Genomic DNA, 24,898 nt, shown 5'->3' on the forward strand with positions numbered 1-24,898 from the left:
GAGAATATTCTATGTCTGATGCAACAGTCGAAAAATGGGGCGTGTTCGAGGCCTCCTTTGATGGACCCTCTGGCGGTAATCCCTATCTCGACGTGGCATTCGATGCCGTGTTCACTCACAAGAGCCGCGAAGTCCGCGTGCCGGGCTTTTATGACGGCAACGGGACCTACCGTATCCGCTTCATGCCGGACATCGAAGGCGAGTGGTCGTTCCTGACGCGCTCCAGGACAACCGCACTCGACGGCAAAACTGGGACACTGATTGCGACCAGGCCTTCGGCCGGCAATCACGGCCCAGTGCGCGTGCGCAACAAGTTCCACTTCGCCTATGCCGACGGCACCCCGTTCCTATCCTTCGGGACGACCTGCTACGCCTGGACGCACCAGCCGCTCGACATGCAGAAGCAGACCCTCGAAACCCTCAAGAAGGCCCGCTTCAACAAGATGCGGATGGGCGTGTTTCCGAAGGACTATCCCTATAACGTCAACGAGCCGCTGCACGCCTGCTTCGAACGCGGGGCGGACGGAAGGGAAGACTTCGACCGTCCGAACCCCGCCTCGTTCCAGCACTTCGAAAAGCAGGTCGCAGCGCTCTGCCAACTGGGGATCGAAGCCGATATCATCATCTTCCACCCCTATGACCGGTGGGGCTATGCCGACATGTCGGCCGAACAGGATTTTCGCTATGTCGAATATCTGGCCGCTCGTCTCGCCGCCTACCGGAACGTCTGGTGGTCGCTTGCCAACGAATATGATTTCCTCATCGATACGAAGCCGATGGAGCAGTGGGATCGCTACTTCCACATCCTGGAAGAGAACGACCCCTACCAGCACCTGCGCTCCATCCACAATGGCGACGTGACGGCGAATTTCGATCACCGCAAGCCATGGGTCACGCACACCTGCATTCAGAACCCTGACGTCAAGCGGACCCAGGAATGGCGCGATGCCTACGGCAAGCCTGTCGTCAACGACGAGCCGGAATATGAAGGCGACATCCTGCAGTCATGGGGCAATCTCAATGCGCAGGAACTCGTGCATCGCTTCTGGATCACGATGGCGCGCGGCGGCTATGCCGGCCATGGCGAGACCTATTCCCATCCCGAGGACATGATCTGGTGGGCCAAAGGCGGCGAACTGCGCGGCGAAGCGTGGAAGCGCATCACCTTTCTCCGGGACCTCCTGGAAGCCGATGTCAAGCACGGCCTCGAACCGCTGGGCATCATCGGCGAATGGCCCTGGTCCCGCGTGTCGGGCGCGCGCGACGGCGACGGCGATTTCCGCCTGATCTATTTCGGCGAGCATCAGCCGGTGATCTGGTCCACGGGTCTGCCGGTCGACAGCGACGATTATGATGTCGATCTCATCGACACCTGGGAGATGACGATCACGCCGGTGGAGAAGGTGGCGGCTCCCGTTCCGCATCCGACGCGCCACGGCTCGATCGTGCGCGGCGGCAAGCCGGACGCGGCCTTCGGCGTGAAAATTCCGCGCAAGCCGTACCAGGCGCTGCGCGTGCGCAGGAAGCGCTAGAAGATGACAAGGAGTACGAAATGTCTGGCTTGAGCATCAGAAACGTCAAGAAATCCTTCGGCACGGTCGATATCATTCATGGTGTCGACGTCGAGATCGCCGACGGTGAATTTACCATTCTCGTCGGCCCCTCCGGCTGCGGCAAGTCGACATTGCTGCGCATGATTGCCGGGCTCGAGGATATCACCGCCGGTCAAATCAGCATTGACGGCAGGGTGGTGAACAATCTGCAGCCGAAGGATCGCGATATCGCGATGGTCTTCCAGAACTATGCGTTGTACCCGCAGATGACGGTTTCCCAGAACATGGGATTTGCGCTCGAGCTCGCCGGGGCCAAGCGGCCGCAAATTGAACAGAAGGTCGCTGAGGCTGCAGCAATTCTCGGATTGCAGCCGCTTCTCGATCGAAAGCCTGCTCAACTGTCGGGCGGACAGCGACAGCGCGTCGCCATGGGCCGCGCCATCGTTCGCGATCCGAAAGTCTTTCTTTTCGACGAGCCGCTCTCCAATCTGGATGCGAAGCTGCGCGTGAAGATGAGAGCGGAGATCAAGGCTCTGCACCAGCGCCTGAAGACCACGATCGTTTATGTCACCCATGACCAGATCGAAGCCATGACCATGGCTGACAAGATCGTCGTGCTCCACGGCGGTCGCGTCGAACAGATCGGCAGTCCGCTCGAACTCTACGACCGGCCGCGCAACATCTTTGTCGCAGGTTTCCTCGGTTCACCCGCGATGAACTTTCTCGAGGGAACTCTTGAGGGCGCAGGCAACCCGGCATTGTCGCTGCCGGGTGGGTCACGCGTAGCGCTTTCGCGGGCTCCAGCCAATGCCGCCAACAGACCGCTGACGCTGGGTATTCGTCCCGAAGACATCACCTTTGGTGGCGAAAACGGTGTGGATGCCGTGGTCAAGGTGGTCGAACCCACGGGATCGGAAACCCATGTCGCCGTGGAACTTGAAGGCCGGGAGCTGACATGGGTCGTTCGCGAACGTGTCGAGCTGGTGCCGGAACAGCCGGTGAAGCTTTCTTTCGAAACGGCCAAGGTTCACTTTTTCGACCGGCAGACGCAGCAGCGTTTGAGCGCCTGAAGATGAAAGGCCGGGAGCAAATCCGTCGAACACGAAACCGGAATGTGACGGCATCGGGCGTGCTTGATGATTCCTCGTCTTCGCAGCGAATTGGCGACTTGTAATCTCTGATCTCGCCGATAGGCTGTACCTCCAAAACGAGGTAGCCAAGGCATGCACATTCGAAGGGCCGTCTCCGCCGACGCGGCGGAGCTGAGCAGTCTCCTGAACGAGATCATCCTTGCCGGTGGAACGACCGCACTCGAAACGCCGCTTTCGGCTGCCGAGTTCGCGGACTGGTTCATCGATGGCGAGTATCCTCTGACCTGCCATGTTGCAGAGCACGATCAATCGCTCGTCGGCTTTCAATCGCTCAGCTTATACGGCGACCCGCCGAAAGGCTTCGCCGACATTGCGACCTTTGCCCGTATCAGCCCAAGAACTCGCGGCGTCGGCAGCGCTCTTTTCCCGGCGACCCGAGCCACAGCGGAAGAGCTCGGGCTCGAATTCATCAATGCAACCATCCGGGCCGACAATGTCAGCGGCCTTGGCTATTACGCAAAGATGGGCTTCGAGACCTATGACCGGCTGGTCCAGGTTCCGCTTCAGGACGGGACGCCCGTCGACAGGATCAAGAAGCGTTTCAGAGTAGACGCCAGGCACCACACGATAACTGACGCTTGAAACGTGTTCGATGGCGCTGTGGGAATGCTTGGCATCCAAGGGCCGGACCGGTTTCAGCCTTGCCCAGCATCGCCTATTGTCGGAGACCGATAGGTCGATACTGCCTCTTTGCATGTGGCCTCGCGCTGCCAGGTCACGGCATCGGCGAGCGCGCCGCCGAGGCGTGTATCCCAGCTATTGGCCATGCTGGCCATCGGTGCGAGATAGCGCAGAGCCATCGTCGCCGTGAACGCGATAAAGAATACGGATCCGGCGCCAACCAGCAATCCCATCATCGGCCAGTACCATGTCATCAGAATAGTCGAGCCGATGAGACAGAGACACGTACAAAAGGCCAGAAGTGGGCATGCGGGTCGGCGACGAGATTCCCGTTACTTCCGCCGCCGGATTAGATCGAGAAACGCCGCGAGCACCGGTCGCATTTGCTGTTTGGAAGGATAGTAGAAGTGAAAGCCTGGGAATGGAGGGGTCCAATCCGCCAGGATACGGATGAGCTTTCCACTTTCCACGTATGCAGCAACTTCATGTTCCAGCAGGTTGCCTATGCCCAATCCGTCAATGGCCGCTCCGAGCATCAGCTCCGGCTCGTTGAAGGTCAGTGGCCCGCTGACGCCGACCTCAAATGCCTTGCCGTCTCTTTCGAACTCCCAGGCATAGATCGTTCCGGCAGACAGCATCCGGTAATTGATGCAGCGATGCTGGATCAGATCTTCCGGCTGACGGATCGGCGGATGCTGGTCGAGATAAGAGGGCGCCGCCACGATGGCCATGCTCAAATCTGGGCCGACCTTGAGAGCGATCATATCACGCTCCAGTTTCTCCCCCAGACGAATCCCGCCGTCGAACTGCTCCGCAACTATGTCCCGGTAAGCGTAGTCGATCAGCACCTCGATTGTCGCCTCAGGATATCTCGTGCCAAATTCAGGCAGGATCGGCCTGACGACCGCTTCGTAAGCTTGGCGCGTCATTGTTAGCCGCAAGGTCCCGAGCACCTGCTCGCGTCCGTGCTCAAGCGATTCTAGTGCTTCGTCAATTCCATCAAGTGCCGGCCGTAGGGCCGCAAGCAGCGTTCGGCCTTCTTCCGTTATCGATACACTGCGGCTGTTGCGCTGAAGCAGCCGGTAGCCAAGGCGAGCCTCAAGGCGGCGGATCGTGTGGCTGAGATTGGACGTCGACATGGCCAGACGGGCTGCAGCCTGGGTAAAACTTCCAGCCTCCGCAACGCATGCAAATGCTGCGAGATCATCAAGGCCGCCCCTCCCGCCGTGAGATCTCATTCAACGACCCTTGTAAAAAGCACGATCTAATCAAACGGTTTATCCGATCATACTTTCCTTAGGTCAATCAACGGAGAAACATTATGATCACCAAAAACGCTGTATGGCTGATCACCGGCTCGTCCAGAGGCCTTGGCCGTGCCATCGCCGAGACGGTTTTGGAAGCGGGCTACCGCGCAGTGCTGACAGCACGTCGTATCGATCAGTTTGACGACTTGGTCGCCAAGTATGCCGATGCCGTCCTTGTGCTTAAGCTTGACGTCACCAACCAAGACCAGATCGACGCCGCAATCAAGGCCACGACAGATCAATTCGGTGCTGTCGATGTGCTGGTCAACAATGCCGGCTATGGCTATCTCGCCGCTATCGAAGAGGGTGAAGACGTTGACATGCGCGCTTTGTTCGAGACCGACCTGTTTGCCCCGATCAACCTCATCAAGGCTGTGCTGCCGGGCATGCGCGCCCGTCTTCAGGGTCACATCGTCAACATTAGTTCCATCGGCGGCATCGTGACCTATCCTGGGGTTGGTTACTACCACATGGTCAAGTTCGGCCTGGAAGCGATGTCGGAAACACTTGCCAAGGAAGTCGCCGGGCTCGGTATCGGCGTGACCGTCGTCGCGCCAGGCGCCTTCCGGACGGACTTCCGCGGCCCGGACTCCATCAAGTTCTCGGCAACAGTCATTGAGGATTACCGGGATACCGCTGGAAAAACTCGGGAAGCAACTGCGGCGGGACACGGTAAGCAGGTCGGCGATCCTGCGCGCGGTGCTCGGGCCATCGTCAAAGCTGTGGAGGCGAAACATTCGCCGGTCCATCTGTTGATCGGTGGTGACGCACTCGATCAACTTCGAAAGAAACTCGCCGACGTCCGCATCGAAACCGATGCGTGGGAGGATGTCACCCGCAGCACGGATTTCGAGAGTTAAGAGGCTGCTCGACAGAAGGACGCGCAGCCTTCGCAGGCGATCGGCGCGTCTACTCCCGGCGCGGCCTACCCTCCGTCGCACGCAATCAATGCAGGGTCCCCCAGTGAGCAGGAGGGCCGGTTCAGCGGTTGCTGATGCGCGATCCAAATTTCGTAGCAATGGAGTCAACTGGAGAATTCCACCATGATGGACTCACCAAGACATATTAGCTTTTCAGAAGAACTATCGCTCGGCCGGCGTTCCATCCTACTCGGGATGGCCGCAGCCGCTGCGCTATCGGGCGAAGCCTGGGGAGCGCCTTCCTCAGCGCTGGTTTCGGATACCTTCAGCACGCCTCGTCATACGACGCACTACCTCGAGTGCGGACCGACCGACGGACCGTTAATAGTCTTCCTCCACGGCTTTCCGAGCATCAGTTTAATATGGCGGGCCCAGATGGAGGCGTTAGCCGCCGACGGTTGGCATTGCGTCGCTCCTGATTTGCGCGGCTTCGGTAGCTCCTCGGCCCCGGCAGCCAAAGACGCTTACAACATGCAGGAAATCGTGACGGACATGGTGGAGTTCCACGACCACCTTGGCGGCAAGCCGGCAATTTGGATCGGCCACGACTGGGGCAGTATCGTGACCGGTTCGTTGGCCGCGCATGAGCCCAAGCGCAGCCGTGGCGTGGTGCTGGCCTCGTGGGCGTATTTTCCCGAGGCGAACAGCCTACCCCAGTTGGTGTCGCTGGTTGATCGAACGATCTATCCGGCCGATCAGTATCCCGATGGCCAATGGGACTATGCCCGCTATTACATAACGAATTTCGATGGGGCGGTCGCTGATCTCGAAGCAGATTGCGCAGCATACCTCGCGTCGGCCTATCAGCCCGGCAATCCCGCAGCCGTCGGTACTGTTTCGCCGATGGCGACAGTCACACGGAACGGAGGACGCTACGGCGCTGCGCACCGCGCCCCGCCGACGCAACCTAACCCGGCACTCTGGCCCCCGGCGGACTTCGAGGAGCTGGTACAGGCGTTCAAGGCTCATGGTTTCCGCGGCCCCTGCGCATGGTACACGAACGATGACGCCAACATCGCCTACGCACGCAAAGCGCCTGATGGCGGCCGACTGTCACAGCCGGTGCTGTTCGTCAACGGCGATTTCGATCAGATCTGCAGCATCACAGGCAATCGCCAAGGTGATCCGATGCGTGCGGCGTGCCCAGACCTTACGGTGACGAGTTTGCCAGCGGGGCATTGGCTGCCGCTGGAGCGAAAAGCAGAACTCGTCCAGGTCGTCCGCGCTTGGCTCCGGAGCAAAAACCTTTGATGCGGCGGTGACGTTCGATACCCAAAGCCTCGGCACAGCGCTATTAGTCGTCGCCAATCCACCACCAGCTCCAGATAGAACGCCATGCACCTTACGACATCAGTCATTGGCTTACCGCAACGCCGAGGATTGGCGCTTAAGCGCGACTTTCGCAAGGTCTTCGAGCAGCTTCTCATGCGTCCGCCAGAAAATATCAGGCGCCTCCTTGGCCAGTTCGAGCCAGAGCGGTCCTTGCATCGTCTCCTCGGTCCAAAGGTGACATCCTTTCGGTGTCGCCGTGATAATCCAGGCATGATAGGCCCTAGACTCCTTGGAGGCCTTGGGACCACCGCCCCAAGCGATCCGCGTCGTCGGCTCGAACTCTAGAACTGACGCTTCGACGTCCTGGCCCGCGAGATTGGTCTCGAAATGAGTCCCGGTCTGCAGACGGGTATGGCCGTCACGCAGGTGGACCTGAGAGACGCCCGGGTAGAATTCCGGCCACGCCTTGGGATCGGTCAGAAGAGACCAGATTGTCTCGGGGGAAACGGCAACCTCCAGTTCATTGGTGAAGTGGATCGGAGACAGGCTGGGTTTCATATCCTCAGGCCAGCGTATTGCTTCGAACATATTCGATTTCCTGTTTTGGAAGAGTTGGCCGAGCATAGTCGGCCGTCAGGGTCCAAATTGCTCCGAGACGTTTCTCGAAGCGATTAGGCGATTGAGCGAATGACGCCACCATCCACGCGCAGTGCCGCGCCGCTTGTGCCCGACGCCTGCTCCGAGCAGACGTAGACCACCATGTTTGCAATTTCCTCAGTCGTCGTGAAACGGTTGATGAGCGTTGTCGGGCGCATCGCCGCGAGGAAGTTTTGTTCTGCTTCTTCTTGCGATATGCCCTGCTCGCTGGCCGTGGCCGCCATCCAGTTGCCTAGAATTTCTGAGCGTGTTGGCCCCGGCAGAACCGCGTTCACGGTGACCCCCGTTCCGCCGATCAGCTCGGCGAGGCCACGCGACACGGCAAGCTGAGCCGTCTTCGTCATCCCGTAGTCGATCATCTCCTTGGGAATGTTGATTGCGGATTCGCTGCTGATAAACACGACCCGTCCCCAGCCGCGCTTGACCATACCAGGCACGTAATGGCGAGCGCAGCGCACGCCGCTCATCACGTTGAGCTGGAAAAGATCAAGCCACTCGCTGTCGTTCTGGTCGAAAAAACCATTGACGTGGGCGGTACCAAGATTGTTGACGAGGATATCGGCATCCGTGATCCGAGCCGCCAATATCGATGATCCCTCGGCTGTCGAAAGGTCGGCAGCGACGCCCGTGAATTCAGCTGCAGGCAGTCGTGCGCGGAGTTCCGTCAGCGCTGCTTCGACCCGCTGTTCCCCGCGACCGTTGACGACGACAGACGCACCTGCACGCGCCAAGCCTTCGGCGATTGCGAAGCCAATACCAGCGGTTGATCCAGTAACGACAGCTCTTCGGCCTGCAAGTTCGATCTTCATGATGAGTAGTCTCCGTTTCTGCGTTTGGCGAAATTTTCATCCGGCCTCGTTAGACAGATGTTTGGCCATTTGCGCCTCTGCCGCGTCGGCAAGGCGTTCCACCCAGTCTTGATGGTAACGGTAGAGGCCACCGGGATGCTTGCGGCCGAGCATTTCGAGGAACCATTCGCCCTGTTGCGTCTCCTCCGTCAGGACATGGCATCCGTCTTGCGTCGGTGTGATGACCCAACCGTGGTAGGCGCTCGAACCCGTCGGGTCGCCGTCCACGGTCGTTGCCCACGCAAGTCTTCGGTTTTCCACAAATTCGGTCACCAGAAGGCTCATCGGATAACCGACGGTCACGCGGCTGTACCGGGTTCCCATTGCCAGTTCGGCCTCCCCCGACAGGATCTTGACCTGGTCCTCAGCAGGAAAATATCGGGACCAGTTCTCGGCATCGACGAGAAGCTTCCATACAACCTCGGGAGGGGCTTTAACGTCGATGTCATTGAGCGCGTAGATTGCCGACGTCTTCGGATCGAAGCGATCTGGCCAGATCACGTGATTATACATGAACTAAGCCTCACGACCGATCGAAACCACAGAGTCCCGACCCCGTGAGTTTGCCATGCCTACAGCAATGCCGCTGCGTGCGAACTGGCTAGCCAGGGCAACACCCACGCTGCCGCTGCCGATAATCGAATATCTCATAATCACCTCTTGCGCCTTGAACTCGTGATGCCGTCAGGGCCTCGCCTTCAACCGGCGATCTTCTTTCACCTACAAGCTATGGGGTGGAATGAAATCCGAATAGATGATATATTGAGATGTGATGTATCTGATATTCTGATGGGTCAAACGAATGCTCGACGGCGTTTCCTTGGATCAGTTGCGAACGTTCATCGCCGCCGTTGACGAAGGAAGCTTTTCTGCGGCAGCTAGAAAGCTCAACCGCGTCCAGTCGGCAGTCAGCGCATGGATAGGCGGACTTGAGCAGCAAGTCGGCGTTACGCTTTTCGATCGCTCGGGGAGGTATCCAGTCCTTACCCCAGAGGGGGTGTTGTTGCTTGCAGACGCTCGCCACGTTGTTGCCGGAGTGGACACACTGAAGGCAAGGGCGAGGCTCATGACCTCGGGCGTGGAATCAGAGCTTTCAGTGGTGATCGACGTGTTTTTTCCAACCTCCGTCGTCAGTGCTGTCGCGAAGGAGTTCGCCGAGCGATTTCCATTAACGCCGTTGCGTCTCTTCGTCGAAGCGCTGGGAGCGGCTTATCAGCCCGTCTTGGACGGTAGGTGCAGCCTCGGTATCCTGCCGCCGCTACCCCAGCCGTTTCCATCGCTGGTCAGCGAGCGGCTAGGGGAACTGCCATTGGTCGCGGTCGCCTCAGCATGCCATTCGCTCGCGAGTTTTGGTCGGCGGATCCCGCGACAAGAACTGGCGAAACATGTTCAGCTCGTTCTCACCGACCGATCCGATCTCACGTCCGGTCGAGACTTCGCCGTCGCCTCGCCTTCAACATGGCGGCTGGCAGACCTTTCCACCAAACATGCATTCCTCAAAGACTGTGTAGGGTGGGGGGGCATGCCGCTGCATATGATCGAGGAAGACATTTCCAGCGGTACCCTCGTAGTGCTGGATGTTGACGACATGCCGCCTTCTGGCTTCATGCTGACAATGTCGGCGTTTCATAGGCCCTCGCAGCCTCCCGGACCGGCAGGCAAATGGTTTGTCGACCAACTGAAGTCGGTATGGCATGCTGAAAGATCTGTACATTGAACTGACGACCGCTCGATACGCAGCAAAGGCCGTGAATATTCAGGCTGTTGTTCTTCTCTCACCACGCCAACGCGTGTCACCGGTCAAGGCAAAGATGTCGGCCCCGACCGACTGCTCGATCAGGAAGTGGCGCCGGCGTGCGCCCCGACCTCACCGAGATCGAGCGTGCGGAAAAATTCTCAGGCCACTCGCTGCGTGCCGGCCTTGCCTCCTCCGCCGAAGTCGATGAACGCTCCGTGCAGAAGCAGCTCGGCCACGCGTCCGCCGAGATGACCCGAAAATATCAGCGGCGGCGGGATCGGTTTCGGGTGAAGCTCACCAAGGCATCCGGACTTTGACAGGCCCCTCCCCTGCCTGAGATGAATTCGTTAGGTCAAAATTGGGTGCCAAGTTTTCCAGCTTAGGGCTTCAATTGAAATCGGGAAGTAAAAGCCACATTGCAGGCCACATTTTGATGTGTGGCGACAAAGTTAAATTTTGTAGCCTGGGAATAACATCATGAAGTAACGAGGTAGTTTTCCATAGCGGAAGAGAATTTCGGTTTAACTTCCGTCACCAGTTCCCTCTCCGATGGATCAAGCGCCGGGATAGAGATGGATTTGGAGCCGCAAAGACGTAAAAGGAACAGGTCAAAGCAACGCCCGGAGATTTGCCCATGCCGACTGCGATGTTCACGGCCGACGAACTGGCGGTGATCCGCCGCGCTTACGCCCATCAGGTGGCGGCAACCGCCGCAACGACGAACCCGCGGATCGAAGCTGCCTTTGCCACCGTCCCGCGCGAAAAATTCCTCGGTGCGCCGCCATGGCAGATCGCCAATCTGGGTGGCGGATATCGCCCCCTCCCCTCCTCCGACTTGGTTCTGGCCTATCAGGACGTGCTGTTCGCCCTGCAGTCCGAAAAGGGTGTCAACAATGGCAGTCCCTCGCTGCATGCCCGGCTCCTGGCAGAGCTGGACATACAAATCGGCGATCGCATCGCCCACATCGGTGCCGGCACCGGCTATTACAGCGCCATTCTCTCGGAGCTTGTCGGCGCTTCCGGTTATGTCTATGCCGTCGAGATGGATCCCGATCTGGCTGCCCACGCTCAAACAGCGCTTGCCGATCGGGCCAATGTCAACGTCATTAACGCCGATGGCGGTCAATGGCCGCTGGAAGAGATGGATGCGATCTATGTGAACTTTGCCGTCGCGCGGCCCGCGGAACCCTGGATCGAAAGGCTGCGGCCTGGAGGGCGCCTCGTGCCGCCACTCGGCGTACCGCGCCAGGACCGACCGCCGAAAGGCGGCCGTCACGCATCCCATGGTGCTGCACTTCGTATCGAGCGCGGCGAGAGTGGGTTTGCGGCGCGTTGGATCGGCGCGGCCTATTTCGTCTGCGCCAATGGTGGATTGACAATCGACGATAGCGAGATCGAAGCGCTCACCGCCGCCTTCAGGCGCGGCGGCATCGAGTTCGTCAAAAGCCTGCTCTGGAAGACGGAGCCGCGGATAGGACGGTGCTGGTATATCGGCGACCACTGGGCGCTTTGCTATGATGACGTCTGAAACATCCGCGCCGGTTCCGCGAAAGTCGGCCGCCTCATCTCAACGAGCAATATAGCGCGCCGCGGCACCGAAGAGCTCGACGTCCTCTACACCATCCTCCTTTCGCCCGGCGCGATCAGTTCGCCCCACTTCTCACCGACGATGACGTCGCCACGCTCAAACATCCGGAGCAAGACATGGGCGAAAACACGCCCAGGGCGCCGACATCAGATCTAGCTATCTCAAAGCTTAGTGCAGCCCACCAGCGCCCTCCCCCGTCCGACACCGAAAAGCCTGCTGTTGAAATTTGCTGCCCATCATCATTGAGGTCGGGCCAAGCCTGCCGAGGATCCGAGCGGCGGCCATGCCGGCTGAGGCGGAGGCAGAATTACGCACCAACGGCTTATCGAAATCAGTGGGCCGCGTGAGCCGGACAGGCCGCGCCGTCGGGTGACCCGCTGGTTGATCCGAACTTGCCGGCGCGGTCCCGCTCCGGCCATCGACGCCCCTCTGGGACGACGGCACTCAGGCTGCGATGAAGACCAGTAGGCGACAGCCCTCGATCGGCGGCGTTTCGGCGCGTGGCTCCACGCCGACCATCGAACGAAGGCGGCGGATCGCGGCTCCTCTGCTGGCGGCAGCACGGCAGCAGCGACACAGATTGGCGACGCACGCAATTGATCGTCGCCGCCGGCGTCCAAATTGCCGCCGCAACTCGCTTGAGGGCCGGAGCGATAAGAATGGAGGACAAGGAGACGTTCCGTGCCCGGCGACGACAGTGGGTCGCCGAGACGGCAAAAGCCCGGCGCGGGAGAGATGCGCCGGGCTTCGATAGTGACTGACAGCGTGGGAGGAGAAGCGCCGTCCGTCGGACCGAAGCGGCTAGGAGGGGAAACGCGCTTCGGTCCGTCATCAGGTAATGCCGCAATGCGGCAGATTCAAGCCTGGCGTTTGCCGCGGATGTCGCAGACGAGGGGTCAGACACATGCGGCCTTTTCACGCAGGCGACCAGGGTTCGGCGCAGGGTTGTCCGCGGACAACTTGCCGAGCAGCGATCCCAGCGGAGGGAATTCTCCGGCTTTTAGCGGACTTCTCCGCCGCCACAAAGTGATTGATGAGGGCAGGGGGTCGCACCGCTGATGCGCCGAGAGCCGGACGGGCGAACGGAGATTGCCTCAACGATCGACGACGATCCGCCCCGGACCTGCCTTGCCCAACCCTTCGCCCGAGGGCGCTGCCTCGCTCATCTCCATCTGACTGACGGCCGAATTGACCGAGATATCGAACAGGGCGATCACCAGCTGGCCGACCTGTCGCCAATCACCAACGACGGCGACAACATCCGGCCATCCGCCCCGCCACATGCGGACGCTGCCGCCGGCTTCCAGCCATCCGCCGCATCATTCGAGGTTTGTGCCTTTGGCCTGCAAAACTCAGGAAGGAAGACCAATCGGCATAGCTTGGACGTATGAACCGATCGATGCAGCGCAAGCTGACAGGACATTGGATTCGCCGCCGTTACGTGCCGCTCTCTCCCGCCTCGTCCAGACGTGCCCGCAGGGGCATCCAGGGAAGGGGCTGGCCACTTCCGCCCGATCAACTGAGTTAAACGGGCAACGAAGTCACCTGATCTGAGATTGCCGCCGAAGCGTTGCCGCTAGCCAGGCGGCCTCCCGCCGAGCGACGGACGGCATCGATTGCCGCTTGGTCCAGAAGATGGGAGAGCGGCGGGGATGACGGCGTCGCGACCACCCCGCCATCCGTTGCCGCGCATCCTTTTCGATGAGCGAAGCCGCAGCGCCGGCGGCCCCGCAGCCTCTTCGAATGCATTCCGCTCCCCCTTAAATGGGGATCCGGTTTCGGCATTGCTGACCTGTCGACAGACCTGACGAGGCTCTTCGACCCCTGGAGCCAGCGGCGTCCACGCCCGTTCGGCAAGGGGCACGAAACCGCTGCGCTGCGACCCCAGGCAGAGCCATCGAGGCGGCAGCAATACCGCAAGCCCATAGCATCCATCAGCAGGGCGAGATCAGGGATGTTTTCTCGCCCGTGCGAACCGATTGCTGCAGGGATCGGCTCATGTGCAAACGACCTGCCGGTTACCATGTTGATCATCCGGTTGTCCGCGGACAACGGCACGATCAGGCAACATTCGGCGTGCACTGCGGCTCACGGATTCGCCTGGGAAGGCCGCAGGGTCAGCTGCCCATCCGCCACCGAAGTCAGCTCCTGTGGCGATAGCCGACCGACAGAACGCGGCCTCACTGCCATCGCATTCGGCTCCTCCTGCGACCGAGCCGAAGGTTGACGCGACGGGAGGGGCTGCCTTTCGTTCCGACAGCATTGGCAGTTCACAGCCGGGGCTTTCGGGCGCGTCAGCCCATTGCGACGGATGGCCGCTGATATCGACCGATCGTCCGTCAACGCACGCGACACACCAGCGACTGTTGCTGATTTGCTTGCGGCAGCGAGCCGAGCGTATGCGGGAACGGCAGCATCCGGTCCACTTTATCCTGGGGTAGCCGACCGCGGCGCCAAGGCCGCACCGTCACGTCAGACCCGGCATCGATGCACGCTATTTGATGACGGGCAGCTCCTCGCTCTCTGGCAATGTGGAAGACCTGTTTATCCTGGCCGATATGCCAGGAGATGATCCCACGCTTTTTGAACAGTGCGCCGGAGATGCCCAGCAATGAATGGCCGGAGCAGCACCTCCAGTGACGGTCGGGGAGGGGCCGCCTATGGCAATTAACATCAGGCTGTGAGTTGGTCGGCATCTGGAGCAGCGCGCATCCTGTCGCCGCCTCCTTGCCGCGCAGTTGCTTTCGCGTGGCGACATGGTCGATCGCGACGCACGTTCTGTCGATTGCTGAGACGCCATCAAGCAACCACCGATGCCATCGAGATCGCGTCCGCAGACAGCTAGTGTCTCTGTCCTCGACGACGTTTGGTCATGAGGCACACCGAGCTAAGGCAATGGGCCCTTCAGCCCCCGGTATTTGCCCGTTGATAACGTAAACGGCTATTGCAGGCCATTGTCACCGGCGCTATTGTTATTGCCAGGCTTACTGCACAGCACGTCGCCTGCAGGCACCGGCATCGGATGGCAGCAGGTGGAATTCAGATCCAAGCCGCGCTTCCGATACGAGCTGCGCACCGATCTACCGCCTCGCGGCCGGCAAACCGCCCTATCGGCAGACTTGTTGAAAACACGCCCAGCGACGCAGTAACGAAACTAAAGTCCAAATTCGCTTCCATATCAGGGCGAGATAGCAGCAACATCAATAACTTATAATTTTTGAAACGACTTAGGATCCCTTGCTTTGGGCAAATCCTGAGTGCAGCGACGGCATGGTTTGACGAGCCGTCAATCGTTTCCAATCCCGCTGCCTGACCTGCCTGGGGAACAGACTGATCTCGGGCTTCGTCTCAAATGTCCGCAGGAAAGCAACGGCTTGCATCCTTTAGCGGCATGCCGCGTTATCTCCGCACCAGACCAGAGACCATCCTCATGCCTGATGTGCTTCACCTCAAGAGATTCTCCGTTGCGGCGACAATGATGGTTGCAGTGATCGGCGCACTTGTCTTGATGCAGGCGACTGAGCGCAGGTCGGTCGCCCCGGCTGCGAATATCGGCCACGTAGGTGACGATCATGGCCGGAGCGCCAGCACGCCCGAGGCTATCCCTTTCAGCGGCCTTCGCGACGTGTTCTGGCGCGTCTTCCACGAGGTCCTCGCCGACCGGGTCACTTTGATTGCCGCGGGAGTGACGTTTTATCTGCTCCTGGCGCTCTTCCCGGCCATGGCGGCTTTGGTGTCACTCTACGGGCTGGTTGCAGATCCGGCCACCATATCCGAACATCTTCGCGAATTGGCCGGCCTCATGCCATCAGGAGCGTTCGATCTTCTTGCCAATCAGATCAAGGAGCTCGTCGATCGGCGCGACGCGACGCTCGGCATCACCTTCTTCGTCGGCCTCGGGATCGCTCTCTGGAGCACGCATAGCGGCACGCTGGCGATCTTCGACGCGATGAACGTCGCCTATGAGGAGGAGGAGAAACGAGGGCTTGTCCGGTTGAACCTGATCGGCCTCTGCTTCACCTTGTGCGCGATGCTTTTGACAATTGTCATGGTTGGGCTCGTCGGGGTCATGCCGGTTGTTCTCTCCTATCTCTCGCTCGATCAGTTCAAGGAGCACATGGCCCTTCTCATGCGGTGGCCGCTGCTTCTGCTGGTCGTCGCAGTGGCCGTTACATCGGTCTACCGCTTCGGCCCGAGCCGCGAGCCTGCCAAGCTCCGGTGGATGACGTGGGGGGCGGTTCTGACCACGGTCGCCTGGACCGCCATGTCCCTCGGCTTCTCCTACTATCTGGATCATTTCGCCAACTACAACGCGACATACGGCACGCTCGGCGCGCTGATCGGCTTTCTCGTCTGGATCTGGCTTTCCGTCGTCATTCTCATCGTCGGAGGAGAACTCAACGCCGAACTGGAGCATCAGACCGCGAAGGACACGACGACGGGGACGCCGTTGCCGATGGGAGCACGCGGCGCCTATGTCGCTGATACTCTGGGCAAGACCATGAACTGACCGCGATGATTGCTCCTCTCCTATGGTTTTGATGTATTCTGCCACTTCTGCAGTCCCGACACAGGAGACGATGATGACCGCCCCGCATCCTTCCAAAACTCATATCGGCAATCATGCGCTGCATCCCGAAACACAGATGCTGAACTACGGCTACGATCCCGAACTTTCGGAAGGGGCGGTCAAGCCACCGGTGTTTCTCACCTCCACCTTCGTTTTCAACACGGCCGAGGATGGTCGCGACTTCTTCGATTACGTGTCGGGCCGCCGCGAGCCGCCCGAAGGGAAGGGGGCGGGTCTCGTCTATTCTCGCTTCAACCATCCGAACAGCGAAATCGTCGAGGACAGGCTCGCCGTCTACGAACGGACGGAAAGCGGCGTGCTGTTTTCATCCGGCATGGCGGCGATTGCCACCACCCTGCTTGCCTTCGTCCGACCGGGGGATGCGATCCTGCATTCGCAGCCGCTCTACGGGGGAACGGAAACATTGCTGGCGAAGACCTTCCTGAACCTCGGCGCCGCCGCCGTCGGGTTTGCCGACGGCGTCAGCGAAGGATCGGTGCAGAAGGCGGCTGAAGAGGCGATGGCCAAGGGCCGCGTTTCCGTCATCCTGATCGAGACGCCCGCCAATCCGACCAACAGCCTGGTCGATGTGGCGATGATTCGACGCGTGGCCGACGCGATCGGTGCAAGACAGGGCCATATGCCGATCATCGTCTGCGACAACACCCTGCTCGGGCCGGTCTTCCAGCGGCCAATCGAGCACGGCGCCGATATCTCGCTCTATTCGCTGACGAAATATGTCGGTGGTCATTCCGATCTGATCGCCGGCGCCGTTCTTGGCCGTAAGGCGGTGATCAAGCAGATCAAGGCCTTGCGCGGCGCGATCGGCACCCAGCTCGATCCGCATTCCTGCTGGATGCTCGGCCGTTCGCTGGAAACGCTGCAGCTGCGCATGGAACGGGCAAACAGCAACGCGCGGGCCGTCGCCGACTTTCTGCGCGATCACCCGAAGGTCGAGAAGGTTCACTACCTGCCCTACCACGATCCGGAATCGCCGGCCGGCCGGACCTTTGTCGCGCAATGCACCGGCGCCGGTTCGACTTTCTCTTTCGACATCCGCGGCGGTCAGCCAGCCTCGTTCAAATTCCTGAACGGGCTGCAGATCTTCAAGCTCGCGGTCAGCCTCGGCGGCACGGAATCGCTTGCGAGCCATCCGGCCGCCATGACGCATTCCGGCGTACCCGCCGATGTCCGCCAGCGCATCGGCGTTCTGGAATCGACGATCCGTCTTTCGATCGGTATCGAGCATCCGGACGATCTGATCGCCGACCTGGAGATAGCGCTGCAGGCTGCGTGATCGGGGGGGAACGATGCCCGGCGGCGCCGGGCATCGAGTACCACTTTATTTGTCGTCGATCGTCAGTTCCGTCTCGTCCGTGTCCAGCACGAAGACCGCAAGCAGGCGCGCCGGATTGGTGTCGCTGGCGTTTGCGCTGACGCTGTGGTGATCGCCGGGAAATTCGGCGAAGCTTTCTCCGGCCTTATACGTTTTCACCGGACCGTCGTTCACCGCGCTGCGGATCGCCCCTTCGAGAACGGTGGCGTAGATGAAAGCGGAATTCGGATGGGTATGGCCGGGCGACATGCCGCCGGGCTCATATTCCACCATCACAGCCCTCATGCTCTTGCCGGGAACATTGGGAAGCTTCTGGTCGAAAACGACGCTTATCTTCGCTTTCCCACCTCCGGCGTGAGCTTGAGTGCCGGCGGCAAGGACAAGCGCGAATGCCGCTGCCGAGATCATTTTCCTGAGCATGTCTGGTCTCCTCAGTTGATAGAATGGGTCGACGGGCGCAGCCTCGCTGTCAGGCGCTCTTTTTCTGCGGCGGCTGCCGGCTGAGCCAATCGTCGAAGCGGATCTGGCCAAGCCGTGCCTTGGCTCCGGTCACGAGCGAATTGTCCTCGAGCTCGACGCCGAAATAGCGGGCGTGCGGATCGGCGACCACCTGGCGCGGATCGTTCGTCGCCTTGAAAAGACGCGTCACGATTTCGGTGAGGCGGACTTTTTCCGGCCCGCCGATCTCGATCGTGCCGTTCACAGGCGTGCCGAGCGCCACCTCGGCCATCACGTCGGCGACGTCGTCGGAGGCGATCGGCTGCACGTAGGCCGGCGACAGATGCACGGTCTGGCCGACCGTGCCCGACTGGGCGATGCCAGCCATGAATTCGTGGAACTGTGTTGAATGGACGATGGTATAGGGATTGCCGGAGCCTTTGATCAGCTCTTCCTGGGCCATCTTGGCGCGCATGTAGCCGCTGCCCTGCAGGCGCTCCATGCCGACGATCGACAGCGCGATGTGATGCTTGACGCCGGCGGCGGCCCCTGCCTTGAGCAGATTGCGGCCCGACGTCTGGAAGAATTCCAGGACGGCCTTGTCCTCGAACGAGGGCGAGTTTGCGAGATCGAGCACCACCTGCGCGCCAGAGAGCGCTTCGGCCACGCCCTTGCCGGTGATCGTGTCGACGCCCGAATTCGGTGAAGCCGCCAACACCTCGTGCCCCTTGTTGCGCAATCTTTCCACGGTCTTCGAGCCGATGAGGCCGGTGCCGCCGATAACGACGATTTTCATGGGTAGTCTCCTTGTCCTTTACGAGGAGTTTCCTCTGTTGACTTGCCATTGTTGACTTGAACGCGAGCAGGCGACTGCTCGGCCTGGCGAAACCGCGCCCTCGATGGGTGAAGCGACTTCATCGGGACCGCCGCCGGTCGGGCCGGTGTAACCGATGCCAGACAATGCGCCCGATCGCGGTCCCAAACTATTCTCCCTCGGTCGCTGTCACCCTATGCGAACGCAGTAGGCCAACTGGCTCTGCGATGAGCCGGTTGGCTGAAATGGAGGAACATCACGTCGACAGGCATCGGCCGAACCTACTGTTAGGGCAGATGACCGACCCGGAAGGCAAGGCGTATTCACTGGTCTGCAAGCCGGTGACTTCGGCCATCAATCCTCACAATGGAGATAAGAATGACCAAGCGTCTGAACTTCATGGCCCATAAGAACAGCGGCATCGACGGCCTCGTGGCTGTTGAAGCCTGGATTGCGAGAAGCTTCGATCCGAAGCTGCTCGAACTCGTCAAAGTGCGTGTTTCTCAAATGAACGGATGCGCGCATTGCCTGCATATGCACCGCCAGGACGCGCTGAAGCTCGGCGAAACGGATGACCGGCTGCTGCTTCTCAACGCATGGCGCGAGTCGCAGCTCTTCACCACGCGGGAGCGGGCGGCACTCGCCTGGGCCGAGGCTCTCACCCACATCGCGAAAAGCCATGCGCCGGATGATGTTTATGAAGAGGCGCACGCCAACTTCTCGGATGGCGAGCTGGTGGCGCTTTCGATCGGTATTGCGATGATCAATGCCTGGAACAGACTAGCGATCGGCTTTCGGCTTCAGCATCCGGCCGATCACAAACGCGCCGCTGCCTGACGGTCTGCGCCTTCACCGGGTCAGGAAAGCTGGGTAGCCTCGAACATAGCGGTCAGTCCGATGCCTCCGCCGATACCGATCATCGCCAGGCCGGTCGCGCCCGGCGCCCAGCCTTCCCCGGTGTTGCGGATCAGCTGGCTGTAAAGCCGGGTAACGAGGATTGCGCCGGAGGCCCCGAATGGATGACCCAAGGCAATTGCTCCGCCGTTCCTGTTGATCGTGTCGGCAGGGATAGCGAGCTGGTCCAGCGATGCCAGAACCTGGGCCGCGAAAGCCTCGTTGAATTCGATGGCATCGATGTCGGAGAGCAAGAGCCCGGGCTGACGCTGCAGCAACTTCCTGGTCGAGGCGACCGGGCCGATGCCGAGCAGGTTGGGATCCACGCCGGCAGCGGCGCTGTCGATGAAGGCAAGGCCCTTTTCGAGGCCGAGGCTTTTCGCCATGCCACGGCTCATGACGAGCACCAGGCAGGCGCCGTCGTTCAGCGGGCAGGCATTGCCGGCTGTCACCGAACCATCGGGCAGGAAGACCGGTCGGAGGTTTGCGAGTGCCTCAAGGGATGTGGACGGGCGCGGGCATTCGTCCCGTTGCACCAGTCCGTGGCCGGTCGACATGTCGATGATCTCTGGCCGAAAGATGCCCGCCTCGGCCGCCGCTACGGCAAGCCTATGGCTGCGCAGGGCGAATTCATCCTGTCTCTGCCGCGATATGCCGAACTGACGGGCGACGTTTTCGGCGGCAATTCCCATTTCCGGATCGCCGATCGTTTCCGGCGAAAACCGGGCGCGCCCGTAAAATCGCGGCGGCATCCCATTTGCCTTTGGTCTTTCGACGCGCCATGGCGCGGTGCTGACGCTCTCCACGCCGCCGGCCAGAAAGCACGAACCGGCTTTCGCCTGGATCAGCCGGGCTGCCATGATGATCGCTTCCAGGCCCGAGCCGCATTGGCGATCGATCGCAACACCCGGAACCGACATGGGCAGACCTGCTGTGAGCGCTGCCAGCCGCGCGATGTTTCCGCCGCCGCCGGCGGCATTGCCCACCACCACATCGTCGATGTTTTCTGGGTCAATTCCCGTTTCGGACACGATCCGGCGGATGATCGGCGCAAGCAGGTCTTCCGCCGCGACAGTCGACAGCGATCCGAAAGCCCGGCCGATCGGCGACCGATAGGCGGCAACCACGACTGGCTGCCAATCCTCGTCAGGTTGAAAGGCGTAGGACAAGATCGTCTCCAGAAACCACGGCCTGCTCCACTTGCCCCCTCGAGATCTTGCCGCTGCTCGTCATCGGCCAGGACCTTATATGGTAGAATTGCCTGGGGATCTTGTACTTCCCGAGCATCTGCGCGCAATGATCAGCCAGGATTTTCGGGTCCACCGTCTCTCCCGAAACGACAGCGACGATCCGCTGACCAAAATAGACGTCCGGCAATCCGAAGACAACGGCATCCTCTACCCCGGGGCAGACTTTGAGCGCGCTCTCGACTTCGGCGGGATAGATGTTGTTGCCGCCTGATATCATCATGCCGCCGGCCCTGCCGATCACCCGCAGCATGCCATTGGCATCGAGTTCGCCGAGATCTCCGACCGTCGCTCCCGCTTCTGTGACCCGGAACGCCTGACCGTCATCGCCCCAGAGATATCCATCCGCGATCAGGTCGCTCTTGACGAATATGGTTCCCGGCACATCGGTCCCGACGTCGTTCTCCTCGGGGTCGCGAATGGAAATTCCCACGCCGGGATAGGCCTGTCCGACCCGCTCGATCGGAAAATTGATCTCGCCGCCGACAAGGGTCGAGACGGTCATGAAACCAATCTCGGATGCCCCGTAATATTCCCGGATACGGGCAATCGGAAACAGTCGGCGCATGGAGTCGATCCCTTTCCTGTCAAGCTTTGCGCCGGCGGTGAGGACATCGCGCAGAGAGGTCAGAGCGGGTTCACCCGCCCAGGCCCTTGCAATTCCGGCTATATGGGTGGGCACGGCAACCAGCCGTTCGACTTGCCGGGAGGAGAGCGTGCGTGCGACCACGCCCGGATCCCATTTCCGGACCGAATGAAAGGTCCCCCCGGCATCCAAAGCTTCGACCAATGCATAAAGCGCCAGGCCATGCGCGAGGGCTCCCGGGCACATTGTCGACGGCGCGCCTTCGAGTTCGAAAACGACGCGTCCGCGATCGAGGCTCCTGCGCCATTGTTCGCGCGAGCGATAATAGGCCTTCGGCTCGGCGGTGGTCCCTGAGGTGAAGCCGATCAGAAAGATCTTGTCGGCATCGAGCGGCAACTCGGCTTCACCTCCCGCCGCGGCGAGGTCGAAAGCCTCCGCTCCGGCAGCCACCACAGGAATGCCGAATCTCCGGGCAATTTCAGCACTCGGCCCGGCATCGTCGTCGACAATCAGAACGTCAGGCGCCAGGCGCTCGATGATGCGTTCGATCCTTTCCGCCGGCATCATCGGGTCGATGACCGCGCAGGCATTCGGGAAAGCGGTGGCCGCCGTAAAATACTCGGCAAAGCCGATATGATTGCCGAGGCTGAGAGCGGCAAGCTTTTCCACGCCGGGCAGATCGAGCATGCGGCGGTTCGAGCGGGGGAGCTCCCGGAGAAACCGATAAATTGCCTTGGCGCGCAAATAGAGCTCGCCATAGCTGAGCGAGCGCCCGTCGATCACCAGCGCCGGCTTTTCCGGTGTCTCCGTTGCATGTCGAAGAAGCTGCGCATGGATCGGCATGGACACCCGCTGGTTTGAATGATCGGCAATCAGCCGGGAGACAGAGCGGCTCTGGTCGCTTCCGGGATCGGCGTCGGGCGGCTGTCGGAAAGGCCGACGCAGACCCAGACGAAATGCGCCGATGCGCAATGGGCGCCATCGCGCTGGCGAAAGAGTTCGATGGCAAAGGACAGGCTCGTGCGCCCGATTTTCTCCACGTCCACCTTTGCCTCGACGACATCGTCGAGGTCGATCGGGCTGTGAAAGGTGATCTCCGCCTTCTTCACGTGATAGGCAACGCCGGAGGAGGTGTGACGGAAATGGCTGAGAATTTGCCGTTGCCGCAGGAACTCGACGACCGCATCCTCGCAATAGTCGAGATAACGGGAGTTGTGGACATGACCATAGATGTCGATGTCTCGCATCGAGACCCGGAACGATGCTAAAGGCCTGTCGTCAACGCTCATTCGATCACCGAAAATTCGACGGGGTGATCTAACCGCAGTGTGTGGGGGATGCAATGCAATATCAGGCGGTGGTGCGACAATTCGGTCCGGCTCAGGATGTCGTCGAGCTCGAGCGGGCTGCGCTGCCGCCGCTGCGGCGCGACCAGATCCGGGTGCGCCTGCTCGCGCGGTCGATCAATCCCTCCGATATCATCACCATATCAGGCGCCTATGCCGGACGCACGACCTTGCCCTTCATTCCCGGCTTCGAAGCGTTCGGCGTGGTCGAAGAGTGCGGCGAAGAGGTTCACGGCCTCTCTCCGGGGACACGCGTGCTGCCGGTGCGCAGCGCCGGCGGGTGGCAGGAATTCAAGGATACCGATCCCGGCTGGTGCCTCCGCGTTCCGGACGAGCTTTCGGATTTCGAAGCGGCGACGAGCTATGTCAATCCGATGACGGCCTGGCTGATGCTGCATAAGAAGATCGGGCTCAGACCCGGCATGCGCGTCGCCATCAATGCCGCCTCCTCTTCGATCGGAGCGATATTGATCGGTCTCGCCAATGCCGCAGGCGTGGAGCCGGTCGCCATCGTCCGCAGCGAAGGATCGCTTGAGCGCCTGCGAGGCCGGGTCGAGGCTGTCATCATCGATAGGGAGGAAAGCGATCTGGTTGCCGGACTCGCCGGCCGGCATGGGCTCGACGCGGCGCTCGACTGCGTCGGCGGCGCGCGCGCCTCAATCCTCGCGGATGCGCTTAAACCCGGCGGACACTTCGTGCATTACGGCCTGCTGTCGGGCCAGAGCATCCCGAATTCATTCTGGGCGTCCCATCCCGATATCGCCTTTTCCTATTTCCACCTCCGGGAATGGGTTCATTCGCAAGCCATGGGCAATGTCCAACAGGCCTATTCCGAGGTTGCGGCGCAGATCCTTTCGAAGGTGATCGCGACCGAGATGCGGGAGGTATTCCCCCTGGAAAATGTCCGGCAAGCCCTACAGTCCGCTCTTCCCTTCCGAACGGGCGGCAAAGTTCTGTTGGCCTGACGGGGCAAGCGCCCGCCTCGATGCCCCTGCGGGGCGCTTCAGGATGAGGCTCTCTTGAAGTTCGCGCTAAGCGTTTTCGTGCCGCTGCCGCGCGATGGTGATTGCCGGGTGGTTCTGCTCGGCCCATCCAATCAGGGTTTTCATGGGTATGAGGAAGGATTGCCCAAGTTCCGTCAGCTCATATTCCACCCGAGGTGGGACCTCCGGATAGACGGTGCGCCGCACGAAGCCGTCCTGCTCCAGATGCTTCAACGTCTTGGACAACATCTGCTTCGAGACGTCCCCGATCTCGCGCATCAACTCGTTGAAGCGTTTCTTTCCGTCTTCCAGTGCCTCGAGGGTGAGCAGGCTCCATTGATCGCCGATACGATCGAGCACACCTCTGATCGGGCATCCCGCCCCGGGCTGTTGTTTCGGCTCGTCCGTTTCCTTAGGCATGCTCCGTCCTCGGTCATCGTCGGCTGACCTTGCCACTAAAACCTGCCTTCTTGCTAGGCATGTCGCGGTTTCATAGACCAGCTCTCATAGTCTTCTTTCAAGACTAGATCGCGAATCCATACCAAGGAGCTTGATGCATGACATTCGGGAAATCGCTTTTCGCACTCGTCATTTTGGCAGGCGTCGCCGCGCCGGCCGGCGCTTTTGCTGAATCGGCCTCGCGGGATTTGAAGATCGAGGAAGCCAACCGGAAGCTGGTTGTTGAGTTCTACGACCGCTTCTTCAACAAGCACGATATCGAGGCCGCCTCAGTCGTCGCTGACGATTACCGGCAGCACAATCCCCAAGTTCCCGATGGGAAGAAGCCTTTGATTTCCTTCTTTACCGGCTTCTTCAAGGACAATGCCCAATCGAAGGCTGAGATCGTCCGCAGCGCCGCCGATGGTGATCTCGTCTGGCTGCATGTGCACGCGACGAACGGTGCCGATGACCGCGGCCAGGCGATCGTCGATATTTTCCGCGTCAAGGACGGCAAGATCGTCGAGCACTGGGACGTGATCCAAGCCGTTCCGAAAGAGGCGGCAAACAAGAACACCATGTTCTGAGTTG

General features: G+C 60.5%; 25 protein-coding genes and 2 pseudogenes. 13 read left to right on the forward strand and 14 right to left on the reverse strand.

The window, feature by feature from the left end; genetic code table 11:
• The first annotated feature begins 11 nt into the window (after positions 1 to 11).
• The 3 genes from GFM02_RS01950 to GFM02_RS01960 all read left to right on the forward strand — a co-directional run bounded on the left by GFM02_RS01950 (position 12) and on the right by GFM02_RS01960 (position 3,286).
• Positions 12 to 1,532, forward strand: a complete 1,521-nt coding sequence (locus tag GFM02_RS01950; RefSeq protein ID WP_168320606.1) for a DUF5060 domain-containing protein — start codon at positions 12 to 14, stop codon at positions 1,530 to 1,532.
• Between the two features lie 20 nt (positions 1,533 to 1,552).
• Complete coding sequence (locus GFM02_RS01955) at positions 1,553 to 2,623, forward strand: ABC transporter ATP-binding protein (RefSeq protein ID WP_168320607.1); 1,071 nt, start codon at positions 1,553 to 1,555, stop codon at positions 2,621 to 2,623.
• A 153-nt stretch (positions 2,624 to 2,776) separates the two neighbouring features.
• Positions 2,777 to 3,286: a GNAT family N-acetyltransferase gene (locus tag GFM02_RS01960; RefSeq protein WP_168320608.1), complete on the forward strand. Its 510-nt coding sequence runs from the start codon at positions 2,777 to 2,779 to the stop codon at positions 3,284 to 3,286.
• A gap of 131 nt (positions 3,287 to 3,417) precedes the next feature.
• On the opposite strand, the pseudogene GFM02_RS01965 reads toward GFM02_RS01960, so the two are convergent.
• Together GFM02_RS01965 and GFM02_RS01970 are read right to left on the reverse strand one after the other, a co-directional pair.
• Positions 3,418 to 3,600 (reverse strand): annotated as a pseudogene (locus GFM02_RS01965) (ABC transporter ATP-binding protein); the annotation flags it as partial.
• 57 nt (positions 3,601 to 3,657) lie between these two features.
• Positions 3,658 to 4,563: a LysR family transcriptional regulator gene (locus GFM02_RS01970; RefSeq protein ID WP_168320609.1), complete on the reverse strand. Its 906-nt coding sequence runs from the start codon at positions 4,561 to 4,563 to the stop codon at positions 3,658 to 3,660.
• An 83-nt stretch (positions 4,564 to 4,646) separates the two neighbouring features.
• On the opposite strand from GFM02_RS01970, the gene GFM02_RS01975 reads away from it, so the two are divergent.
• Complete coding sequence (locus GFM02_RS01975) at positions 4,647 to 5,492, forward strand: oxidoreductase (protein WP_168302645.1); 846 nt, start codon at positions 4,647 to 4,649, stop codon at positions 5,490 to 5,492.
• 183 nt (positions 5,493 to 5,675) lie between these two features.
• Positions 5,676 to 6,803 carry an alpha/beta fold hydrolase gene (locus tag GFM02_RS01980; RefSeq protein WP_348643946.1) on the forward strand — a complete coding sequence of 376 codons (1,128 nt, stop codon included), beginning with the start codon at positions 5,676 to 5,678 and terminating at the stop codon, positions 6,801 to 6,803.
• 111 nt (positions 6,804 to 6,914) lie between these two features.
• On the opposite strand, the gene GFM02_RS01985 is transcribed toward GFM02_RS01980, so the two are convergent.
• The 4 genes from GFM02_RS01985 to GFM02_RS02000 form a co-directional block, all read right to left on the reverse strand.
• Positions 6,915 to 7,412, reverse strand: a complete 498-nt coding sequence (locus GFM02_RS01985; RefSeq protein WP_168320610.1) for an SRPBCC domain-containing protein — start codon at positions 7,410 to 7,412, stop codon at positions 6,915 to 6,917.
• A gap of 83 nt (positions 7,413 to 7,495) precedes the next feature.
• Entirely contained in the window at positions 7,496 to 8,290 is a 795-nt protein-coding gene (locus GFM02_RS01990) for an SDR family NAD(P)-dependent oxidoreductase (RefSeq protein WP_168320611.1), read from the reverse strand.
• 36 nt (positions 8,291 to 8,326) lie between these two features.
• A complete protein-coding gene (locus tag GFM02_RS01995; protein WP_168302643.1) occupies positions 8,327 to 8,842 on the reverse strand; it encodes an SRPBCC domain-containing protein in 516 nt (171 codons plus the stop codon).
• A gap of 3 nt (positions 8,843 to 8,845) precedes the next feature.
• On the reverse strand, positions 8,846 to 8,980 hold the full coding sequence (locus GFM02_RS02000) for an NAD(P)-binding domain-containing protein (RefSeq protein WP_168320612.1): 135 nt from the start codon (positions 8,978 to 8,980) through the stop codon (positions 8,846 to 8,848).
• 151 nt (positions 8,981 to 9,131) lie between these two features.
• Between GFM02_RS02000 and GFM02_RS02005 the strand changes: the two genes are divergently transcribed.
• From GFM02_RS02005 to GFM02_RS02015, 3 genes and pseudogenes are all read left to right on the forward strand, one after another.
• Positions 9,132 to 10,046, forward strand: a complete 915-nt coding sequence (locus GFM02_RS02005; RefSeq protein ID WP_168320613.1) for a LysR family transcriptional regulator — start codon at positions 9,132 to 9,134, stop codon at positions 10,044 to 10,046.
• 72 nt (positions 10,047 to 10,118) lie between these two features.
• Positions 10,119 to 10,384: pseudogene (locus tag GFM02_RS02010) on the forward strand (tyrosine-type recombinase/integrase); the annotation flags it as partial.
• Positions 10,385 to 10,701: 317 nt separating this feature from the next.
• Positions 10,702 to 11,595: a protein-L-isoaspartate O-methyltransferase family protein gene (locus tag GFM02_RS02015; RefSeq protein WP_168320614.1), complete on the forward strand. Its 894-nt coding sequence runs from the start codon at positions 10,702 to 10,704 to the stop codon at positions 11,593 to 11,595.
• 1,154 nt (positions 11,596 to 12,749) lie between these two features.
• On the opposite strand, the gene GFM02_RS02020 is transcribed toward GFM02_RS02015, so the two are convergent.
• Both GFM02_RS02020 and GFM02_RS02025 read right to left on the reverse strand, forming a co-directional pair.
• Positions 12,750 to 12,938 carry a hypothetical protein gene (locus GFM02_RS02020; protein WP_168271916.1) on the reverse strand — a complete coding sequence of 63 codons (189 nt, stop codon included), beginning with the start codon at positions 12,936 to 12,938 and terminating at the stop codon, positions 12,750 to 12,752.
• 1,056 nt (positions 12,939 to 13,994) lie between these two features.
• Complete coding sequence (locus tag GFM02_RS02025; protein ID WP_168271917.1) at positions 13,995 to 14,462, reverse strand: hypothetical protein; 468 nt, start codon at positions 14,460 to 14,462, stop codon at positions 13,995 to 13,997.
• Positions 14,463 to 15,085: 623 nt separating this feature from the next.
• Between GFM02_RS02025 and GFM02_RS02030 the strand changes: the two genes are divergently transcribed.
• Together GFM02_RS02030 and GFM02_RS02035 are read left to right on the forward strand one after the other, a co-directional pair.
• A complete protein-coding gene (locus tag GFM02_RS02030) occupies positions 15,086 to 16,165 on the forward strand; it encodes a YihY/virulence factor BrkB family protein (protein WP_168320615.1) in 1,080 nt (359 codons plus the stop codon).
• Positions 16,166 to 16,238: 73 nt separating this feature from the next.
• Complete coding sequence (locus tag GFM02_RS02035) at positions 16,239 to 17,522, forward strand: cystathionine gamma-synthase family protein (protein WP_168320616.1); 1,284 nt, start codon at positions 16,239 to 16,241, stop codon at positions 17,520 to 17,522.
• Between the two features lie 45 nt (positions 17,523 to 17,567).
• On the opposite strand, the gene GFM02_RS02040 is transcribed toward GFM02_RS02035, so the two are convergent.
• Complete coding sequence (locus GFM02_RS02040; RefSeq protein WP_168320617.1) at positions 17,568 to 17,981, reverse strand: cupin domain-containing protein; 414 nt, start codon at positions 17,979 to 17,981, stop codon at positions 17,568 to 17,570.
• Between the two features lie 49 nt (positions 17,982 to 18,030).
• The gene (locus GFM02_RS02045; RefSeq protein ID WP_168320618.1) at positions 18,031 to 18,795 is read right to left on the reverse strand and encodes an SDR family oxidoreductase; all 765 of its coding nucleotides are present in this window, start codon (positions 18,793 to 18,795) and stop codon (positions 18,031 to 18,033) included.
• Between the two features lie 396 nt (positions 18,796 to 19,191).
• Here GFM02_RS02045 and GFM02_RS02050 point away from each other — a divergent pair, with 396 nt between their 5' ends.
• Positions 19,192 to 19,650 carry a carboxymuconolactone decarboxylase family protein gene (locus tag GFM02_RS02050; protein ID WP_168320619.1) on the forward strand — a complete coding sequence of 153 codons (459 nt, stop codon included), beginning with the start codon at positions 19,192 to 19,194 and terminating at the stop codon, positions 19,648 to 19,650.
• Between the two features lie 20 nt (positions 19,651 to 19,670).
• Here GFM02_RS02050 and GFM02_RS02055 read toward each other — a convergent pair whose 3' ends face one another.
• The 3 genes from GFM02_RS02055 to GFM02_RS02065 are packed head-to-tail and all read right to left on the reverse strand — an operon-like array spanning position 19,671 to position 22,829.
• Positions 19,671 to 20,876 (reverse strand): thiolase family protein, encoded by a 1,206-nt coding sequence (locus GFM02_RS02055; RefSeq protein ID WP_168320620.1) that lies wholly within the window; start codon positions 20,874 to 20,876, stop codon positions 19,671 to 19,673.
• Positions 20,854 to 22,383, reverse strand: coding sequence for a class I adenylate-forming enzyme family protein (locus GFM02_RS02060; RefSeq protein ID WP_168320621.1), 1,530 nt, complete (start codon positions 22,381 to 22,383; stop codon positions 20,854 to 20,856). The genes GFM02_RS02055 and GFM02_RS02060 overlap by 23 nt, the downstream gene beginning before the upstream one ends.
• Before the next feature lie 29 nt (positions 22,384 to 22,412).
• Positions 22,413 to 22,829: an acyl-CoA thioesterase gene (locus GFM02_RS02065; RefSeq protein WP_011649139.1), complete on the reverse strand. Its 417-nt coding sequence runs from the start codon at positions 22,827 to 22,829 to the stop codon at positions 22,413 to 22,415.
• 53 nt (positions 22,830 to 22,882) lie between these two features.
• On the opposite strand from GFM02_RS02065, the gene GFM02_RS02070 reads away from it, so the two are divergent.
• On the forward strand, positions 22,883 to 23,851 hold the full coding sequence (locus tag GFM02_RS02070) for a zinc-dependent alcohol dehydrogenase family protein (protein WP_168320622.1): 969 nt from the start codon (positions 22,883 to 22,885) through the stop codon (positions 23,849 to 23,851).
• A gap of 66 nt (positions 23,852 to 23,917) precedes the next feature.
• On the opposite strand, the gene GFM02_RS02075 is transcribed toward GFM02_RS02070, so the two are convergent.
• Positions 23,918 to 24,289, reverse strand: coding sequence for a winged helix-turn-helix transcriptional regulator (locus GFM02_RS02075; protein WP_168320623.1), 372 nt, complete (start codon positions 24,287 to 24,289; stop codon positions 23,918 to 23,920).
• Positions 24,290 to 24,426: 137 nt separating this feature from the next.
• On the opposite strand from GFM02_RS02075, the gene GFM02_RS02080 reads away from it, so the two are divergent.
• Positions 24,427 to 24,894 carry a nuclear transport factor 2 family protein gene (locus tag GFM02_RS02080; protein ID WP_017957323.1) on the forward strand — a complete coding sequence of 156 codons (468 nt, stop codon included), beginning with the start codon at positions 24,427 to 24,429 and terminating at the stop codon, positions 24,892 to 24,894.
• The last annotated feature ends 4 nt before the right edge of the window (positions 24,895 to 24,898 follow it).

Source organism: Rhizobium leguminosarum bv. viciae, from assembly GCF_012276115.1.
Classification (GTDB): Bacteria; Pseudomonadota; Alphaproteobacteria; order Rhizobiales; family Rhizobiaceae; genus Rhizobium; species Rhizobium leguminosarum_T.

Coding starts and splice junctions, on each gene's coding strand:
- GFM02_RS02035 (WP_168320616.1), top strand. CDS start 16,239: ATGACCGCCCCGCATCCTTCCAAAACTCATATCGGCAATCATGCGCTG.
- GFM02_RS02070 (WP_168320622.1), top strand. CDS start 22,883: ATGCAATATCAGGCGGTGGTGCGACAATTCGGTCCGGCTCAGGATGTC.
- GFM02_RS02030 (WP_168320615.1), top strand. CDS start 15,086: ATGCCTGATGTGCTTCACCTCAAGAGATTCTCCGTTGCGGCGACAATG.
- GFM02_RS02050 (WP_168320619.1), top strand. CDS start 19,192: ATGACCAAGCGTCTGAACTTCATGGCCCATAAGAACAGCGGCATCGAC.
- GFM02_RS01960 (WP_168320608.1), top strand. CDS start 2,777: ATGCACATTCGAAGGGCCGTCTCCGCCGACGCGGCGGAGCTGAGCAGT.
- GFM02_RS01995 (WP_168302643.1), bottom strand. CDS start 8,842: ATGTATAATCACGTGATCTGGCCAGATCGCTTCGATCCGAAGACGTCG.
- GFM02_RS01985 (WP_168320610.1), bottom strand. CDS start 7,412: ATGTTCGAAGCAATACGCTGGCCTGAGGATATGAAACCCAGCCTGTCT.
- GFM02_RS02005 (WP_168320613.1), top strand. CDS start 9,132: ATGCTCGACGGCGTTTCCTTGGATCAGTTGCGAACGTTCATCGCCGCC.
- GFM02_RS02075 (WP_168320623.1), bottom strand. CDS start 24,289: ATGCCTAAGGAAACGGACGAGCCGAAACAACAGCCCGGGGCGGGATGC.
- GFM02_RS02020 (WP_168271916.1), bottom strand. CDS start 12,938: ATGTGGCGGGGCGGATGGCCGGATGTTGTCGCCGTCGTTGGTGATTGG.
- GFM02_RS02000 (WP_168320612.1), bottom strand. CDS start 8,980: ATGAGATATTCGATTATCGGCAGCGGCAGCGTGGGTGTTGCCCTGGCT.
- GFM02_RS02040 (WP_168320617.1), bottom strand. CDS start 17,981: ATGCTCAGGAAAATGATCTCGGCAGCGGCATTCGCGCTTGTCCTTGCC.
- GFM02_RS01955 (WP_168320607.1), top strand. CDS start 1,553: ATGTCTGGCTTGAGCATCAGAAACGTCAAGAAATCCTTCGGCACGGTC.
- GFM02_RS02015 (WP_168320614.1), top strand. CDS start 10,702: ATGCCGACTGCGATGTTCACGGCCGACGAACTGGCGGTGATCCGCCGC.
- GFM02_RS01975 (WP_168302645.1), top strand. CDS start 4,647: ATGATCACCAAAAACGCTGTATGGCTGATCACCGGCTCGTCCAGAGGC.
- GFM02_RS02065 (WP_011649139.1), bottom strand. CDS start 22,829: ATGAGCGTTGACGACAGGCCTTTAGCATCGTTCCGGGTCTCGATGCGA.
- GFM02_RS01980 (WP_348643946.1), top strand. CDS start 5,676: ATGATGGACTCACCAAGACATATTAGCTTTTCAGAAGAACTATCGCTC.
- GFM02_RS01950 (WP_168320606.1), top strand. CDS start 12: ATGTCTGATGCAACAGTCGAAAAATGGGGCGTGTTCGAGGCCTCCTTT.
- GFM02_RS01990 (WP_168320611.1), bottom strand. CDS start 8,290: ATGAAGATCGAACTTGCAGGCCGAAGAGCTGTCGTTACTGGATCAACC.
- GFM02_RS02045 (WP_168320618.1), bottom strand. CDS start 18,795: ATGAAAATCGTCGTTATCGGCGGCACCGGCCTCATCGGCTCGAAGACC.
- GFM02_RS02080 (WP_017957323.1), top strand. CDS start 24,427: ATGACATTCGGGAAATCGCTTTTCGCACTCGTCATTTTGGCAGGCGTC.
- GFM02_RS02060 (WP_168320621.1), bottom strand. CDS start 22,383: ATGCCGATCCATGCGCAGCTTCTTCGACATGCAACGGAGACACCGGAA.
- GFM02_RS01970 (WP_168320609.1), bottom strand. CDS start 4,563: ATGAGATCTCACGGCGGGAGGGGCGGCCTTGATGATCTCGCAGCATTT.